Raw genomic sequence first — 18,636 nt, 5'->3', positions numbered from 1 at the left:
AATGATTTTTAGGAGTTCTGGAAAAATGAAAGAAATAAAAATCAATATAAAGCAAATAGGTAGAAAACATCCAATTATTACTAAAAATATGCAGATTAATCAAAATTTAGTTAATAAAATAAATAATAATAATTTAATTTTAGAAGATTTAATTGAAGAAATAGTTAAAATAGAAGTTGAAGAATTTAAAAGCAAACAAAAAGAATCAGAAGATTTAGAAAATAATATTTTAAAATATTTATCTACAAATGAAATAACAGCACAATCTGAAACTGGAAAAATAGCTATTTCAAAAATACAAAATCAAAATGAAGTTAAAGAAAATGAAGCAATAGAAACAGCTATTTTAGCTTTTAAAGATGGAATTTATTTCGTGTTTATTGATGATAAAAAAATAGAAAATATTGATGATGAAATAGTTATTGAAGAAGATTCTGAAATTATGTTCCTAAGACTAACAATGCTTGCTGGAGGAATATTCTAATTATCTAATTAATCATTTTTGAATTAACATGTCTTTTTGGATTTTATCTAATCAAAGTATTCTAATTTACTAATAATTATTTTTTTATCAACACATGATAACAACTTACTTTCATTAATAATAATCATACGAAAAGTATTAAAAAACTTGTCATCAATTATAGATGACAGATATTAAATATTAAAAAATATAAAAATAGTAATAAGCAAATTGTCATTTTAGCTAAATGACAGAAGTCATATGAGATAAACTTTAAAAATTTATGATTGTTTCCAAAATTCATAGATTGACATTAACTTCCGACATCCAAAGCAATCCTCTGTATAATTTAATCATTAGGTTAAAATTAAATAGGAAGAAATATAATCTTATGTAATGATACATGCAATATAATACATAAATACCATGAAAATTAAATTACCAAGATATTAGGCTACTGCCATTGAAGTTTCAACATTAGGAATGTTTAAACTGTTATCTTTACTTAAATCAACAGGACTTAAAGAAGTAGGTTTGTTATGAATTATTACAAATAAATTGACAGTTAATTCTATTTTTTCATGGATTGAAATATATATTGCTCCACTTAATATGTCTTTTAGGTATTGTTTTTGTGTTTTAAATTTAGTAGATGCATTTGATATTTCAACACCTATAGGAATAGCTTTTTTGTCAAAATCTATACTTACTGAACTGTCTAAAAATTCTGAGTATTCAAAGTCTTTATAATATTCTTCATCTAAAAAAGCGAATAGAATATCATTTTCATAATCATAATCTACACTCATTATCTTTTTTTTCATATCTTTTCCTCCTTTTAATGTTAGTAAAAGCATTTCTTAATTTAAATTGCTTAATTTTTGAAATAGCTTTTGATCAAACTTTTTTCAAAAGTTTGTTTCATGTTTTCAAAACTGTCTTTTTTATTGGATGAACGGTTGGAAGATTTACAAATTTGTCTTTTAGAACAATTACGATTTTAATAACATAATTAAGCATCATAATCATAAAATAATGCCAATATTAAACAGATCATAATAATTATAATTAAAAAAATTTAGCTCCAAAAATTAAAATGTTCAATAATGTAAAAGAAGAGCTAAAAAATATAAATAATAAAATAATATATTAAAATTAAAGATTATTCTTCTTTAAATTCCTCAATTATATCAATAAAATGAATTATAATATTACAAACATCGTTATCGTGATCATATCCAAAATAAACTGGATACACACCATCTCCAAATCCACTTGCAAAAATTGGAACTTTAAGGTTTGTTTCTGGAATTTCCCACATTAACCAGTCTCCACCTTCTCTTTGATATTTAGGATTTTTATTATAGCTATCTTCTAATAATGAAGCAAATAAGTCATCATAAATTTCACCATCTGTTTGCTTATACCATTTTTCAATAAAATCACAATATTCATCATTTGTTTTAGAATCCAGTATTGTTGCAAGTCCAGTATCAACAGCAAATCCGAAAAAATCTCCTTTTTCAAATCCTTTGAAATTTTCATCTCCAGTTAGTCCTTGCTCATATCGAATAGGTTTTTTATTATTAAATTCAACTTTAACTGCTGCATATTTATCTCCCCAATCTTTTATAATAGCTATAGACAAAGTTACTGGAAAATTACCTGTAGGTACTTCTTGTATGTATGTAGAATATGTTTTATCATAATATATCAGCGGATCATAAGCCATTATTTTACCTGTTGGTATTTCTATATCACCAATATAAAGTTGGTCTATTTTAATTCCTGCGATCTCTTTTTTAGTAAAATAATCATTTAAATCATTTAAAGGTTTTAATTTTGATTTAATTTCTTCATATTCTTTTAACCATTCTTTTGTAGGTTTTAACATTTTATTCCCTGCCCCAATATTTAATTTATTTTAAAATTGTTGATTTAATGTTCCATACCATCCATTTTCAATAGCTAACTTAACAAAATCATTTGCTTTTAAAATAGCTATTTTTAAATCATATCCTTTAATTAAATAAGATGTAATAGCTGCAGATAAAGTACATCCACTTCCATGAGTGTTATTTGTATTAATTAACTCATTTTCTATGATTTCTACTTCACCACCTATATTTAAAATACTTTTTCCATTAAAATGTCCTCCAGTAATCAAAACATCTGAATATTTAGCTATTTTAGTTGATGCTTCAATTCCATCATCTAAAGTATTAATAGCTATTTTTGATAAACTTTCAGCTTCTGAAGTATTAGGAGTTAAAAGTAAAGCATCCTTTAAAAAATGTTTAACAGAATTTAACACATTCTTTTCTGTTAATTTACCCCCACTACTTGCAACCATAACTGGGTCTACGATATATCCTATATTATATTCTTTAAATTTCTTATAAACAACCTCAATGATTTCTTTTGAATATAACATTCCAGCTTTTCCATAGTTAATATTATATTCCCCTAATACTGAATCAAACTGTTCTTTAACATATTCAACTGTGATTGGTAAAGATGAGAAAAATTGTTTAGGATTTTGAGCTGTAAGAGATGTTACAACACCTGTTCCATGAATCCCCAGTGATGAGAATGTTTTTATATCTGCTAAGATTCCTGCTCCTCCTGAAGGATCAAATCCTGCCACCGAAAGCCCTATCATTGTATCTTTAATCTCCTCTTGTAACTTTTAAACGTTCTGCTCCATGAATTGGTTTAACAACTATATTTAAGCTCTTAAGATATTTTTGAGTTTGACTACCTTCTCCATGTAACATTATTTCCCCTAAATCTTCAGTTATATTAACATCTAATGACATGAAGAAAGAATCATGGATTTTAAAGTTCAAATTATTTAAACATGCTTGTTTAAGATGTTTTTTATAGCTATTTTCTCCAAATTCCATTTTAATAGCTAAAGGTTTTATAATAAGACCATTTGTTCCTCCTCCTTTTGAAGGAACAATGATAAAATCATAATTTTTGCAATCTTTATTGATTAAAGAATCTAATCCAGATCGAGATATTAATGGAAGATCTGAGGGACTTATAATAACTTTAGCCACCTTATCTTTTGCCCAGTCCATTGCTTGAATTAATGCTAAATTTAAGTTAGATTCATCATTTTCAACTATAGATATTGCACCTAAGGTTTTTGCATAATCTAAAACATCCTTATCTGCACTAATAATTATTATTTTATCCACATACTCATTCAGTGTACTTGTTACATCTTTAAGCATTGCTTTTAAAAGATTTTCTCTTTCTTTTAAATTTAAAAATGGTGAAAGTCTTGTTTTAGCATTGGAAAACTTAGATACTGGAATTATTGCATAAATATCATCCATTATTAAAACCTCTAAAATCATTACTAAAAAGTGTTTAAAAAGTGTTTAAAAAGTATTCAGTGAAGTTTAATAAGTTTTAGCTATTAAAGCATTATATTTTGCATCTTTGCCACAATATATACACTTACCACTTGTTTTTTCTTGTGTACCTAATATATCTAAACCAGTTTCTTCTTCAATATCTTCACCACAAGAATCTTCACCACACCATTTAATAGAAGCTATTTGACCATTTTCAATGGTTTTTTTGCTTTCAAGAAGAGTTTCAACACTAATAACATTTCCATTAAGCCTCTTCCAAGCTTTATTTTTCATAGTTTTAGTCATATCCTCAAATAAATCATTTATAATATCTATTAAATCATCTTCAAGTGAAACATTAATTTTTTCTAAAGTATCTCTTCGTGTAAGCACAATTTTATTTTCTTTCAAATCTCTTGGACCAATTTCTATTCTTAAAGGTGTTCCATTAAGTTCTGCTTCATAAAACTTCTTACCAGGCCTAATATCTCTATTATCAACATTAACTCTAAATCCATTATCTTTTATGAGTTTTTCTATTTCTTCTACCTTGGATAATACTTCTTCTTGACCATCTTTAAAGATAATTGGTATTATTGTTACTTGAACAGGAGCAACAATTGCTGGAAGAACTAATCCTTTCTCATCTCCATGAGTAGCTATTACTGAAGCGATTACCCTATCAGATAATCCATAGCATGTTTGATAAGGTAATTCATGAGTACTTTCTGTAGTTTCATATTTAATATCAAAGGTCTTTGCAAAGGTTTGACCTAAATTATGAACTGTTCCAATCTGTAATGTCTTTCCATCTGGAAAAAATGTGTCAAATGCCATTGTATAGTCTGCTCCAGGAAATTTATCCCAAGATGGGCGTTTACTTACAATATATGGAATAGCTAACTTATCAAAAAGTTCAGAATATATTTTTATTCCAGTTTTAACCTGTTCTTCTGCCTCTTCCTTTGTAACATGAACAGTATGTGCTTCTGCAAATGTTGTTATCTCTCTTACCCTTATAAGTGGACGAGTATGCTTTGTTTCGTATCTAAAAGTGTTTACTACTTGATACAACTTTATAGGTAAGTCTATATGAGACCTTATCCATAATGCAAACATTGGATAAATTGCTGTTTCACTAGTAGGACGAATAGCTAATTTTTCATTTAATTCTTTTGATCCTCCATGAGTAACCCAATACACTTCTTCTTCAAACCCTTTAACATGTATTCCCTCTTTAGCAAGCTCATTTTCAGGAACAAGTAATGGAAACAATGTTTCATCATGTTCTTCATCTAATAATTTCCTAAGTTCTTCAGTAATATATTTTCTCAATTTAAATCCTTTAGGTAGCCAAACGCTCATTCCTTTAATTGGATATCTAGAATCTAATATTTCAGCTTCTTCTAAAACATTATGGAACCATTCACTAAAATTTTCCATTTTATCACTTTATAAATTTGTTATAATAAATAATAGAATTAGTTTAATTATTATGAAGTATAAATATAATAACTTAGCATTTAATAAATTCATTTCACTATATAAAATTCAACTAAAATTTAGAATATGATATGTATATTATTAATTTAATATTAGAGATAATAAAATTATTTAAAAGATAATTAAATATATGAAACAAACATTTCAAACTTTTAAAAAAAGTTTGAACAAAAGCTATTTCCATAAATAAAGCATTTTAAGCATTAATTATGCTTTTATTAATATTAATATTTTTTATTAATTAATTTCAATTTTATAATACATATAAATTAATTAAGTTAATTAATATGATAATGTTGACCTAATATTTAATAATAATGATTTAATTAATTTAACACTCTTTAAAAACAATTTAAAATCATGAAACACAAGAAACTAATAGTTTGGACATTGATTTCGAAATCTAGAAAATCAAAGAGTTTTTAACATTTTAAATCTCCGATTTTAGAGGAAATGAAAATTTTTTCAAATCAAAATTATCACTAAATCATATTAACTTGATATTTGAGGAGATTTTGCAAAATTTTTTATTTTGCGAAATCAGTGTCTTAAATCAAAATTATTATATTAAATGTTTAACATATATTATTATATAAAGGTTAAGATATTATGGATTCTAAAAAAATTCAAATGCCTCGGGAAGTACATATTGGTCCTGATGTTCTTGAACAAACTGGTTCAATATGTAAAGATTTAAGGATTGATGGAGATATTTTAGTTGTATCTGGAAAAAATACCTTAAAAATTGGCGGTAAAAAAGCCATTGATAGTTTAGAAAAGGAGAATTACTCAGTAGACTCAGTTCAAATAACCGAAGCAACAAAACAATCCATTGAAAAAGTAGACAGGAAATTAGATAATATTTCTTTAATAATAGGAGTGGGAGGAGGTAAAGTTATTGATGTTGCTAAGATGGCATCTACAAATAGAGATATATATTTTATTTCAGCACCAACTGCAGCATCACATGATGGAATAGTTTCACCTTTAGCTTCTATTAAAGATCCTCAAGGTTCCTACTCATTAAAAGCGCAATCTCCAATTGGAGTAATTGCAGATACAAATATTATACGAAATGCTCCATTTAAACTCTTAGTTTCAGGATGTGCAGACATTGTATCAAACTATACTGCTGTTAAAGATTGGAAATTAGCAAAAAGACTTCAGAACGAAAATTACAGTGAATCTGCAGCTGCACTTTCACTTATGACTGCTAAACTCATGATTACATCTGCTGATGCAATTAAACCAAGACTTGAAGAAAGTGCTAGGCTTGTTGTAAAATCCCTTTTTAGTAGTGGAATGGCAATAAGTATTGCGGGGACAAGCAGACCTGCCAGTGGTTCAGAACATAAATTTAGTCATGCATTAGATAAAATAGCTCCACAGCCAGCATTACATGGAGAACAATGTGGAGTAGGCTCAATATTAATGATGTGTTTACAAGGAGGAGACTGGGAATTCATAAGAGATGCATTAAAAAAAATCAAAGCGCCGACAACATCAAAAGAACTAAAAATAAAACCAGAATATATAATTAAAGCATTGACAATGGCACATACAATTAGAAAAGAAAGATACACAATACTTGGAGATAGAGGACTCTCTAAAAGTGCTGCTGAAAATTTAGCTATTAAAACTGAAGTTATATAATCAATTAAATGCCATTACAATATAAAATGCAAATAAAATGTATCTAATTAAATTACAGGATTATTAAAAATAAATAAAGAAATATAAACAATTAAAAAAAAGAGTTAGGAGTGATTTAATGATAACATTGATTGGTAAAGACTTAGCTGAAAAAGAGTTAGTCTTTACTTACAATAAACCTGCAAAAGAATGTGAATCCTGTAGATTTAAGTCATCTTGTGTAGATTCACTAGAAGAAGGAAGAAAGTATATTATTACAGATGTTAAAGAAAATGAACAGATCTGCCCAATACATGACACAGGACATGTGAATGTTGTAGAAGTAGAAAAAGCTAATATAACTTCATTTATAGATTCTAAAAAATCTTTTAAAGGATCCCGAGTAGTTCACAGTCCCCCAGAATGTGATATAAAATGCATATACCACGAATATTGTTTCCCTGAAGGAATAAATCCTGGAGAAAAATGTACAGTAGAAAATATCATTGAAAAAAATATCGATGGCTGTGGAAAAGGTTATTTATTAAATAAAGTAATTCTTAAAGTATAAACTAAGAATAAATATAAATGACCAACTATTTAAAACAGAAAAACACTATATTAAAACAAAAAATACTATTTAAACCAAAGAAACAAATTAAAATATTTAAAATAAAATAAAAAATAATATTAACCCCTCATTTTTTCAATTATTAGGATATAATTTAGATTTAAGCAAATAATTAATTTTTAAGTATTTTTAAGTAGTTTTAGTAATTTAGTAAGAGTTATATATAATTAATTTCCTAAATCAATATTAGATAATGAAACATTAGATTGATTTATAAATTAATATCAATAAACACATTTATCATACTTAAAATAATTATTTTGAAATATCATATATATAACGAATTTTTATTTTAAAAAGGAATTTAGAGAAATTTGTTAAAGCTTTTTTTAAAAGTTTGAAATGTTTGTTTCATATCTATAAAATCCAAGACATTAAATTAAAAGAATTATTATCTAATTTATTAACTACAGTGATAAAATGAGGAAGTATTTAAAGTATAAAAGATTAATCGCAATATTTATATGTATTATTTTTGTTTGTGGATTGCAATTAGCTTTTGCTGAGCCAGTTTCAGCAGCGAAATTAAAAAAATTTGATTCTGGAAAAATAAAAATAGAAGGAATAACAGTGAAATACAATTCATATTATAAAGGTAAAAACTATATTCGTATGAAGTTGTATGCAAAAATATATTCTACAAACATCCCTATGGGTACAATACAGTTCACTAAAGGAAAAACTAAAGTTAAAATAACCATGAAGATTATAGGATCAAAAACTAAAGGTTTGAGCTTCAAACATTATGGAATGAGTACTAAAACGTTTTATAGGATGTTTAAAAACGAGTTGAATAATTACTGATTAGATTATTTAAAGTATATGACTTTTAGTTATATACCATACAATTTTAATTCTTATTTTTAAAAAGTAAAAATATAATGAACATTATTATTTATTTTAATGAAAGCATTTATAAAAGAATTATTATTTCTTACAGATTTAGGACGAATCATAATGAATTTAAAGAAAATGGTAGGAATTGCTGCAGCAGAAGAAGTTAAAGATGGACAAATTTTAGGTCTTGGAACTGGATCAACAACTAATTATTTTATTGAAGCTATTGGATTAAAAGTTAAAGAAGAAGAAATAAAAGTTATGGGAATACCAACATCATATGATTCATTTTTACTTGCAAAACAATGGAACATACCTGTTACATCTTTAGATGAACATGATATTGATATAGCAGTTGATGGTGCTGATGAAATCGACCCTGACCTTAATTTAATAAAAGGTGGAGGAGGTGCACATACTTTAGAAAAAATCATTGATTATGCCGCAGCAAAGTTCATTGTAATAGCTGACGATTCAAAATGTGTAGATACTCTTGGAAAGTTCCCAGTCCCTCTTGAAATAATACCAGAATCAAGAAAAACAGTTTTCTCTGCAATAACTGACATGGGAGGAATACCAGCTATTAGAAAAGCCGAACGAAAAGTAGGACCAGTAATATCAGATAATGGAAACTTCATCATAGATGCAGAATTTAAAAAAATAGACAACCCAATACAACTTGAAAAAGATCTAAATTCAATAGCTGGAGTTGTTGAAAACGGAATATTTTCCCAAATGACAGATAAAGCTATTATTGGTACTTCTAATGGAATAAAAATATTAAAATAAAAAATAAAAGTATTAAAAAGAAATAAAAAAGAAACAAAATAAATTATTAATTTTATATAATTAAATATTAAAATAAAAGTGTTTATTATTTTGGATTTAATATAAAATAGATTATTTTTAATTATTTTTATTAATTTATTAAATTTTCTAAAACATTATAGGATTTATAATTAAGATACATCATTTGACCTGTTAATATTAAAGATAGTAATAAAGTAATATCTAATAAAATAGGCATGTTTTCATAAACACTTACTAAAATTAATACAATAATAGCAAGTAAATAGAAAGAATCTATTACTTTTAATGTTGGAATTGAAAAAAACTCTTTTTCATTAGCTATTAACATATCTGCAGGTAATAAGATACCTAAAAAGGAAGCTATTAACACTTTAGAATAAACTCCCCACGAAATTAGCATTAAAATCGAAATTGCAATCAAAAGTGTCTTTTGAAAAATTGTTCCATAATTTTTAACAAGTGCATATCCTACTATTGAAATAGCTGTTAAAATAACTATTAAATTAAACAAAGTATCTATTTTAGTTATATTAAATACTAAATAGTACACAATAATAGCTATTACAATTGTAACATAATAAAAAATCCAATATTCATTTTCAGCATTCATATAAATCTTAGTTGTTATATTATTAATATTTATTTTCGATATTCATGTTTAAAATGTTCATCATACAATTTAGATGGTTTAAAGTCCCCTGGATTTAATACATCTCCTACGATAATCATTCCAGTCTTCGTAATATCTGCATCCTTCACTTTTTGAGCAATATCTAATAAAGTACCTCTTATTATTAACTGATCATCCCATGATGCTTTTTTTACAACTGCTACTGGGGTGTTATCAGCATATGATTCTTTTAATTCCTCAACAACTTTATCAATCATAGCTATTCCAAGAAATATACACATTGTTACATTGTGACTTGCTAAACTTGTTAAACTCTCTTTTTTTGGTTTTGGGGTTCGTCCTTCAGGTCTTGTTATTATTACAGTTTGTGATATTTCTGGTAAAGTTAATTCTGTCTCTAATGCTGCAGCTGATGCAAAAACTGAGCTAACTCCAGGTATAATTTTGTAATCAATATTCCTTTTTTTAAGTTCTCTTATCTGCTCACCTATTGCACCGTAGATTGATGGATCACCTGTATGAACTCTAGCTATTAATTTATTTTCACTTATTCCTTTTTCCATAATAGCTATTATTTCATTTAAATCCATATATGCACTATTATGCACCTCAGCATCAGGTTTTTTATGAATTAATACTTCTTTATTAACAAGTGAACCAGCATATATGATAATATCTGCTTTTTCAATAGCACGATACCCACCAATTGTTAAAAGTTCAGGATCTCCAGGACCAGCACCGACAAAAATCACTTTAGCTTTCATAATATCACAAAGATTAATAACAATAATTATTTAATAAAATCTACAACTGATTTAACAGCATGGATAAATTAAGAGTTATCTAAATATACTACAACTCCAATTTCATTCATTGCTTCAATGAAATTTGGAAAAGACACATCAAAAACTTCTCCATTATCAATAGCTATTTCATGTTTTAGTCCAATTAAACTAAAAGCCATAGCTATTCTATGATCACTGTGAGAATTAACAGTTCCAGAACTCAGTCCTCCTTCAATAACCAAACCATCCTCTAATTCACACACATTACAATGTAATTTCTTAAGTTCTTCAGCACATTTAGCTATTCTATCAGTTTCTTTAAAACGAGCATGACGAACTCCATAAATAGTAGTCTTACCATTTGCAAGAGCACCAAGAACAGCAACCGTCAAAAGTAAGTCTGGAGCATCATGTAAATCAATATCTATTCCATTAAGCTCACCCGAAGATGTGAGTGTTACTGAATCATTACCAATAGATATTTTAGCACCCATTCTACGTAAAACATCGATTATTAATTTATCTCCTTGTTTTGAATCTTTAAATAAGTTTTTAACTGTTATCTCACCACCAGCAATAGCCACTGCCCCAAGTAAATATGAAGCTGAAGAATAATCTCCCTCAATAACATAGTCTGCCCCAATATACTCTTGCGGACTTATTTTAAATGTTGCTGATGAAGATTTTTTAAGATCCCTATCACAATCATCATGTTTAGTAAATAAATCACTATCAATTTTGATACCAAATTTTTCCATTACATCTAATGTCATTGCCACATAAGACTTTGATATGAAATCTCCTTTAACTTCCAATTCAATACCTAATTTAGAGATTGCACCAGCTATTAAAATTGAAGAAATAAATTGAGAACTAACATTACCTCCAATAGAAGTTTTACCCCCAATAAATCCTGGGTTAATAGCTATAGGAGGTTTTTCATTACCCTCAATAGACACTGCATCCCCACCTAATGGTTTAATAGCTTCAAGTAAAAGTCCCATTGGTCTTGTCTTAAGTGAAGAGTCCCCTGTAAAAATTACACCATTATCAGCAAGTCCAGCAATAGAAGTCATGATTCTGAGTGTTGTTCCAGAATTCATTAAGTCAATAGCATTAGATGAATAATTATGTATGTTTTCTGTCCCTTTAACATTTATACTAACTTTATCATGCCCAGTTATATTTTTAGATACATTATTGATGTCTATTTCATCACCATAAGAATTAGGAATTCCAATAACTTCTAATTCAGCACCAAAACATTTAGAAGCCTTGATTGATGCTAAAGTATCCTGAGAAATTAATGGATCATGAAGTGTAGATTCTCCATTAGCAAATGATGAAATTATAACTGCCCTATGAGTATAACTTTTTGAAGGTGGTGCTTTAACAATACCTCCAATTTCTGACAATTTTTTAACCTTTAAAAGCATGACATCACATTAACAATAGCTATAATCTTCTTGTCTTTTATTATTTGTATAATTCACATAGTTAGTGTTTTTGAACATATCTTCATTAATTGAATTAATACTTAAATTTTTAAGTATTTCGAAACTTCATTGATTGTATATTCTTTAATAAGAAACATCTAAAAAATATATTATACAAATATTATTTTTTTAAAGTGTTATAAATATTTGTAAAAAATAAATAAGATTAAGGTTTCTGAGTAATCTTAGTAATACACATATTTAAGTTATAACTATTACAAAAATTTCATGTTTACGGACATATAATTCTAATATTAATAAATAATTAGTTAACAAATAATTAAAAATAATAAAATATTGTTTTACATTAATTAGTTATTATTTAATTACTTCCAATACTAAATTAAGAGATTCCAAATTTAACAAGTCCACCTTTGTACCAGTAGAACCAATTAATTCTTTTTTCATATTAACATGTTCTTCAGTAATAACATTATTTTCAATAGCTATTTCACCATTATTTTCAAGTAATTTAGCTATTTCCTCAGGATTGTTTGAGGTTAAGTACTTTATTATTTTAGGTGCTTCACCTTTAAACTGTGGACCTATTTTGTCCATTGCTGGAGTTATCTCAACAACTTTCTCTTGGACATTAGGTTTTCCTGTTACAACATTCAGTTCATTAACTTTTAATGTTCCTTTAATATCATTATCAAAAATACTAATTATGTTTATAATTGATTTATCTTCTGAAAATATATTTATTGATTTAATTGGAGCATTTAATGGAATTTTTGATGAAGATTTAAATCTTCTAATTTCACCAATAAGATTAATAGCTATTTCACCATTATTTTCAGCATCTTCACTTATTAAATCTTCATTTGCTTTTGGCCATTGTGTATTATCAATATATTGATTATATTGAGTCGATCCATTTGTAAGTTCATTTAAATAGCTATAGATTTCTTGTGTGAAATAGGGAGTTATAGGATTTAAGAGTTTTAGGGTTGTTTCAATAACTGTTTTAAGTGTGTATTTTGCAGCTTCTTTTGAGGTTAATCCATTGCCAGTTTGTTCTTTATTGTATAATCTGTGTTTTACTGCTTCAATATAATCATCACAGAAGTCATGCCAAATGAATTTTTCTGTTGAATTAATTGTGCTTGCAAAGTTATAATTTTCAAAGCCTTCTGATACTTCAATTATCAATTTGTTTAGTTTAGATAAAATCCACTTGTCAATTGGCTCAAGATTGTCTATAATTACTTGGAAATTATTTGTTGCATTGAACTCATTGAACACTGTTTCTTTTCCAATTCCTTGTTCTTCTTCTTTAGTTGATAGGTGCATTGTTATAAATCTAAAAGCATTCCAGAATTTTCTTAGGAATTTATGTCCATATTTAATATCCTTCCAATTAAATGGAACATCAGATCCTGGAACACTGTTAGCTGCCCATGTTCTAAGTGCATCAGCACCATATTCTTCTATTACTTCATCAGGAGCTATTACATTTCCACGAGATTTACTCATTTTATATCCATCTTCACCAAATACCATACCATTGATTGAAATCTCATCAAATGGCCTAAGACCTGTTAAAGCTTTAGTTCTAAGTATAGTGTAAAATGCCCATGTTCTGATTATATCATGCCCCTGTGGTCTAAGATCTGCTGGAAACATTTTATTATAATCATTTTTGGGCCATCCAGCTATGGATAATGGTGAGATTGAGCTGTCCATCCATGTGTCAAGAACATCTTCTTCTCCTCTAAATTCTGTTGAACCACATTCTTCACATTTATAAGGTGTTTTGTTTCCATTGCTGTCAATAGCTATTGGAGAAGTTTGTGTTGGATCAACTGGTAATTCTTCAACTGTTGCAACATGAACCTTACCACATTTTTCACAGAACCATACAGGTATAGGTGTTGCAAAGATTCTTTGTCTTGATATACACCAGTCCCACTCCATTGAGTCTGCCCAATTTAATAATCTGCTTTTCATGTGTTCTGGAACCCAATGGATTTCATCTGTTGCTTGCTTAATATCATCTTGGAGTTTATTCACATTAATAAACCATTGTTTTTTAACAAGAATTTCTATTGGTGTTTTACACCTCCAACATTGCCCAACATTCTGACCAACTTTTTCTTGTTTTTCAACAGAACCTTCTGCTTTTAAATCGTCAATAATAGCTATTTTACATTCATTAATAGACAGTCCTTCGTATTTACCTGTTGCAGAAGTCATTATTCCTTTTTCATCAATAGAGTCAATAATATCTAAATCATGCTTTTTAACCCAAGATACATCAGTTTTATCTCCAAAAGTACAAACCATAACTGCCCCAGTCCCAAATTCTGGATCAACTTCGTCATCAGCTATGATTTTAACTTCTTGACCAGATAATGGTACTTTAACCTTTTCTCCTATAATATCACTGTATCTTTCATCCTCTGGACTAACTACAACTGCTACACATGAAGACATTAATTCAGGTCTTGTTGTAGCTATTAAAACTCCATTTTGTTCATTTGGATTTTCCTCATCCTCAGTCAATGCCTTGAATCTTACATAGTTTAAGTTTGTTTCATTTGCATCATACTCCACCTCTGCAAAGGCAATAGCTGTTTCACATCGAGGACACCAGTTAACTGGATGAATACCCTGATAGATTAAATCATCTTTAAACATCTTTAAAAATGAATATTGTGTTCTCTTCATGTATTCTGGAGTCATTGTAATGTACTCCCTATTCCAGTCTTGAGAAAATCCAATTGACTTCATTTGAGATTTCATCATACTGATATTTTCCTCAGTTAAATCAACACAAAGCTTTCTAAATTCAGCTCGAGAAATATCATTCTTTTTAATATTATTTGTTTGCTCAACTTTAACCTCAGTTGGAAGCCCATGACAATCCCACCCTTGAGGGAATAAAACATCATGCCCAGTTAATCGTTTGTATCGTGCAAGAATATCAATGTAAACCCAGTTTAAAACATGTCCCATGTGAATTGAGCCTGTTGGATATGGTGGAGGAGTGTCAATTATGTATCGTGGCTTTGTTCCATCACCAATGAATTTGTAAATCTGATCATCATGCCACATTTTTTGCCAATATTTCTCTTTTTTATGATCATAATCTTTAGGAATTTCCTTGTTTGTCATGTCTTTTCTCCAAATATCGAAATAAGTAATATTTAGACACTGATTTCGCAAAATAAAAAATTTTGCAAAATCTCATCATATGAATTTAAATCAGTTTTTTATAGCTTAAAATGATTTTGAAAAAATTTTTTACTTCGTTTAAAATCAGAAATTTTAAACATTAGAAAATCGAAGATTTTCTTAAATTTCGAAATCAACATCTAAAATAATATTTAATCAATAAGAATTATTAATTAAAATCAGAATAATAAATAATATAATCTCTAATGAAAATACCAAATATTATAGAAATATATTTAATTCATAATAAACATAAAAATACATATAATAATTTTATGTTTAATATCCCTAATAAGGGTATTTTATATGAAAATTATAATTAAAAAACATTATTATCTTTAAATTTCATACAATATAAATTTTATTGTGAGGTGGAAAAATGAATTTAATGTGGTTTTATATAGCTATAGCATTAGCTATTAGCGACGAGCTTCATAGTAAAATTATGTGGAATGTTTTTCAAGATTTCTACATAATATTCGGTGGAATGCTAAACGAAATTCTATCTTCAAATATGCAAGTATGGTTAACCCATGAACTCATTGAAGCAGTTTTCCATTTTGTATTTATGTCAATAGTTTGTTTTTCATTTCAAATCGGATTTTTAGCAGCAGTTTTACATCTTGTAATTGATATAACCCATACACTTACAATCCATGATGAAAGCCACTTAGAACATAGAGCAATTCATTTTGTAATAGAATCATTGTTTTTCATTGCAATATGTGGATTTTAATAACCCTTAGTATTATACAATTTACAATAGCATCAAAAAAAATTATTTTAAAAAGAAAAATAGTTTAAAATTTAAAAAGCATTATTCAGCTTATTATTAAATAATAAAGTTATGTCCATTTATACTACAACTTATTTTAATAAAAAAATTTAATACATAAAATAAAATAATATTTCTTATAATAATAAATTTTTATATCATTTATACTATATTTTAATATACTTTTCACAATAATAATCTAAATTACAATAATAATCTAAATTACAATTTAGGAGTTAATTAATGCCAGTTATTACCTTTGAATATCAAGATTTGAAAAACCTTGGAATAGAACTTGAAAAAGATGAATTAATTGATATTTTACCTATGCTTGGAAGCGACATTGAAGACTTCAACGATAATGAGATTAAAGTCGAGTTTTTTCCAAATAGACCTGATCAACTATCTATTGAAGGAGTCTCAAGAAGTTTAAAAGGTTTTTTATCTAAAGAAACTGGTTTACCTGAATATGATCTTAAAAGTTCTGGACAAAAAGTTTATGTCAATGCAGATATTGTCAAAATTAGACCATATATTGCTTTTGCACTTATAAAAAACATAAATATGAAAGGAAATAAAATAAAACAAATTATGGATTTTCAAGAAAATTTACACTGGGTTCTTGGAAGGGATCGTAAGAAAGTAGCTATTGGTATTCATAATCTTGACCCTATTGAAGGACCATACAGTTATATTGCAACAGAAAAAAGTGAAAATAGCTTTATACCACTGGAACACAAAAACAAATTAAGTCCTGAGGAAATATTACAAGAACACGAAAAAGGTTCAAAATATGCAAAACTTATTGAAGAATTTGATAAGTATCCATTAATTCTTGATAAAAATAATCAAGTCTTGAGCATGCCACCAATTATAAATGGTGAATTAACTAAACTTACAGAAGACACTGAAAATATACTTGTAGATGTTACAGGAACAGATGAAAAAGCAGTGAATCAAACACTAAACATTATATGCAGCTCATTTGCAGAAGTTGGAGGAGAAATTGAAACAATGGAAATTGTTTATCCAGATAAAACCATAATAACACCAGATTTAACTCCAAATGAGAAAAATGTTAAATTAAATCTTATAAACTCACTAATTGGAATAAACATTGATATAAAAGAAGCCCAAAGATTATTATCAAAAGCTAGAATGAACAGTACAATAATAAATGATAATGAGCTTAAAATCCAAATTCCAGCATATAGAGTAGATATACTCCATCCAGTAGACCTTGTTGAAAATATAGCTATTCAATATTGTATAAAAAAGATTGAATCAAAGTTACCAGATGTTTCAACAGTAGCATATGAAAATCCATGGTTTAGTAATGATAAAACAATGAGAGAAGTTATGATAGGCTTAGGATTCCAGGAAATAATGAGTTTAATGCTTACAAGTGAAAATGCTCATTATGCCCTAATGAATCAGAAAGAAGACGATAGAGTAGAAGTAGCAAGACCCATTACAATTGATAGGACCATGATTAGAAAAAGTTTAATTAATGGTTTAATGGAATTTTTAGAAGATAATAAACATGAAGATCTCCCACAGAAGATATTTGAAATTGGAGATGTTATCTACATTGATGAAGAAAAAGAAACTAAAACAAAAACCGTGAAAAAGCTAGCTGGAGCCATATGCCATTCCACAGCTAATTTTACTGAAATAAAATCCACTATAGCAAGCATAATAGCTAATTTAGATTATAAAATGGAAATATTAGAGTCAAATAATTCAAGTTTTATTCCAGGAAGAGTAGCTAACATTAAAGGAACTTCAGAAAGTGGAAACATTACAGGATTTTTTGGAGAAATTTCTCCAGAGGTTATTACTAATTTTGAACTAGAATATCCAGTGATAGCTTTTGAAATTGAATTTTTATAAATCAATATAAAATCATAAGATACAGTATCTTTAAATAGCTATTTCCCTAATACTGTAATTTCAACAGTCCTACTTCTTGGTCCATCAAAGTCTATAAAGAAAACAGATTGCCATGTCCCAAGTGCTAATTTCCTATTTTTAACTGGAATACTTTCACTTGGACTTAAAAGCATTGATCTAATGTGAGAATCAGCATTATTATCAATATTATCATGATAATATCTATTTTCATCTGGAATTAATCTTTTAAGTGTGTTTTCCATATCTTTTATTAATCCCTCTTCATTTTCATTTATTATAATAGATGAAGTTGAATGATATGAAAAAATATTAACTATTCCTGTTGTTATGTTTAGTTTTTCTATTGTTTCATTGATTTTATCCGTTATATCAATTATTGAGAACCTAGTATTTGATTTAATAGCTATTGAATTTGAATAAGCATTCATAATTACCACTATTTTATATTTAATGAATTATTATAATTATTCCTTTTTTAATATTATCAGGAGTTTATCCATAATTAAAATAAAGGTTTATGATTGTTGGATATGGTTTTAGATGTTTTTTAGTTTTTGTTTTAGTTTTTTGGTCTATTTTTTGTGTTTTAGTTTTAAACTTTTTAAATGTGTTTT

At 27.2% G+C, this 18,636-nt stretch carries 17 protein-coding genes; 7 read left to right on the top strand and 10 right to left on the bottom strand.

Going from position 1 to position 18,636, the window contains the following annotated elements:
* The first annotated feature begins 25 nt into the window (after positions 1 to 25).
* Entirely contained in the window at positions 26 to 484 is a 459-nt protein-coding gene (locus MBFIL_RS08970; protein ID WP_066973723.1) for a hypothetical protein, read from the top strand.
* A gap of 428 nt (positions 485 to 912) precedes the next feature.
* On the opposite strand, the gene MBFIL_RS08965 is transcribed toward MBFIL_RS08970, so the two are convergent.
* The 5 genes from MBFIL_RS08965 to proS form a co-directional block, all read right to left on the bottom strand.
* On the bottom strand, positions 913 to 1,287 hold the full coding sequence (locus tag MBFIL_RS08965; protein ID WP_066973721.1) for a DUF2283 domain-containing protein: 375 nt from the start codon (positions 1,285 to 1,287) through the stop codon (positions 913 to 915).
* A gap of 338 nt (positions 1,288 to 1,625) precedes the next feature.
* On the bottom strand, positions 1,626 to 2,357 hold the full coding sequence (locus MBFIL_RS08960) for a DUF4241 domain-containing protein (protein WP_066973719.1): 732 nt from the start codon (positions 2,355 to 2,357) through the stop codon (positions 1,626 to 1,628).
* A gap of 30 nt (positions 2,358 to 2,387) precedes the next feature.
* Positions 2,388 to 3,125 carry a bifunctional hydroxymethylpyrimidine kinase/phosphomethylpyrimidine kinase gene (gene thiD, locus MBFIL_RS08955; protein WP_066973717.1) on the bottom strand — a complete coding sequence of 246 codons (738 nt, stop codon included), beginning with the start codon at positions 3,123 to 3,125 and terminating at the stop codon, positions 2,388 to 2,390.
* A 7-nt stretch (positions 3,126 to 3,132) separates the two neighbouring features.
* Complete coding sequence (gene cofC / locus MBFIL_RS08950) at positions 3,133 to 3,810, bottom strand: 2-phospho-L-lactate guanylyltransferase (RefSeq protein WP_066973716.1); 678 nt, start codon at positions 3,808 to 3,810, stop codon at positions 3,133 to 3,135.
* A 66-nt stretch (positions 3,811 to 3,876) separates the two neighbouring features.
* Complete coding sequence (gene proS / locus MBFIL_RS08945) at positions 3,877 to 5,274, bottom strand: proline--tRNA ligase (RefSeq protein WP_066973714.1); 1,398 nt, start codon at positions 5,272 to 5,274, stop codon at positions 3,877 to 3,879.
* Positions 5,275 to 5,943: 669 nt separating this feature from the next.
* Here proS and MBFIL_RS08940 point away from each other — a divergent pair.
* The 4 genes from MBFIL_RS08940 to rpiA all read left to right on the top strand — a co-directional run bounded on the left by MBFIL_RS08940 (position 5,944) and on the right by rpiA (position 9,223).
* The gene (locus MBFIL_RS08940) at positions 5,944 to 6,987 is read left to right on the top strand and encodes an NAD(P)-dependent glycerol-1-phosphate dehydrogenase (protein ID WP_066973711.1); all 1,044 of its coding nucleotides are present in this window, start codon (positions 5,944 to 5,946) and stop codon (positions 6,985 to 6,987) included.
* Positions 6,988 to 7,105: 118 nt separating this feature from the next.
* Positions 7,106 to 7,537 carry a UPF0179 family protein gene (locus MBFIL_RS08935; RefSeq protein ID WP_066973709.1) on the top strand — a complete coding sequence of 144 codons (432 nt, stop codon included), beginning with the start codon at positions 7,106 to 7,108 and terminating at the stop codon, positions 7,535 to 7,537.
* 480 nt (positions 7,538 to 8,017) lie between these two features.
* Positions 8,018 to 8,401 (top strand): hypothetical protein, encoded by a 384-nt coding sequence (locus tag MBFIL_RS08930; RefSeq protein WP_066973707.1) that lies wholly within the window; start codon positions 8,018 to 8,020, stop codon positions 8,399 to 8,401.
* A gap of 153 nt (positions 8,402 to 8,554) precedes the next feature.
* The gene (rpiA, locus tag MBFIL_RS08925; protein WP_066973704.1) at positions 8,555 to 9,223 is read left to right on the top strand and encodes a ribose-5-phosphate isomerase RpiA; all 669 of its coding nucleotides are present in this window, start codon (positions 8,555 to 8,557) and stop codon (positions 9,221 to 9,223) included.
* Between the two features lie 130 nt (positions 9,224 to 9,353).
* On the opposite strand, the gene MBFIL_RS08920 is transcribed toward rpiA, so the two are convergent.
* The 4 genes from MBFIL_RS08920 to MBFIL_RS08905 form a co-directional block, all read right to left on the bottom strand.
* The gene (locus tag MBFIL_RS08920; RefSeq protein ID WP_066973703.1) at positions 9,354 to 9,854 is read right to left on the bottom strand and encodes a hypothetical protein; all 501 of its coding nucleotides are present in this window, start codon (positions 9,852 to 9,854) and stop codon (positions 9,354 to 9,356) included.
* A gap of 29 nt (positions 9,855 to 9,883) precedes the next feature.
* Positions 9,884 to 10,639, bottom strand: a complete 756-nt coding sequence (gene cobM, locus MBFIL_RS08915) for a precorrin-4 C(11)-methyltransferase (RefSeq protein ID WP_066973700.1) — start codon at positions 10,637 to 10,639, stop codon at positions 9,884 to 9,886.
* Positions 10,640 to 10,707: 68 nt separating this feature from the next.
* Positions 10,708 to 12,096, bottom strand: a complete 1,389-nt coding sequence (gene aroA, locus MBFIL_RS08910) for a 3-phosphoshikimate 1-carboxyvinyltransferase (protein WP_066973698.1) — start codon at positions 12,094 to 12,096, stop codon at positions 10,708 to 10,710.
* Positions 12,097 to 12,474: 378 nt separating this feature from the next.
* Complete coding sequence (locus MBFIL_RS08905; protein WP_066973695.1) at positions 12,475 to 15,273, bottom strand: valine--tRNA ligase; 2,799 nt, start codon at positions 15,271 to 15,273, stop codon at positions 12,475 to 12,477.
* A gap of 439 nt (positions 15,274 to 15,712) precedes the next feature.
* Here MBFIL_RS08905 and MBFIL_RS08900 point away from each other — a divergent pair, with 439 nt between their 5' ends.
* Entirely contained in the window at positions 15,713 to 16,069 is a 357-nt protein-coding gene (locus tag MBFIL_RS08900) for a hypothetical protein (RefSeq protein WP_066973693.1), read from the top strand.
* A gap of 282 nt (positions 16,070 to 16,351) precedes the next feature.
* Positions 16,352 to 18,001: a phenylalanine--tRNA ligase subunit beta gene (pheT, locus tag MBFIL_RS08895; protein WP_066973691.1), complete on the top strand. Its 1,650-nt coding sequence runs from the start codon at positions 16,352 to 16,354 to the stop codon at positions 17,999 to 18,001.
* A gap of 38 nt (positions 18,002 to 18,039) precedes the next feature.
* On the opposite strand, the gene MBFIL_RS08890 is transcribed toward pheT, so the two are convergent.
* A complete protein-coding gene (locus MBFIL_RS08890; RefSeq protein ID WP_066973689.1) occupies positions 18,040 to 18,450 on the bottom strand; it encodes a secondary thiamine-phosphate synthase enzyme YjbQ in 411 nt (136 codons plus the stop codon).
* Positions 18,451 to 18,636 lie beyond the last annotated feature (186 nt).

The organism is Methanobrevibacter filiformis, from assembly GCF_001639265.1.
In the GTDB taxonomy this organism is placed as follows: domain Archaea; phylum Methanobacteriota; class Methanobacteria; order Methanobacteriales; family Methanobacteriaceae; genus Methanacia; species Methanacia filiformis.
This window is presented reverse-complemented; position numbering and strand designations above follow the sequence as displayed.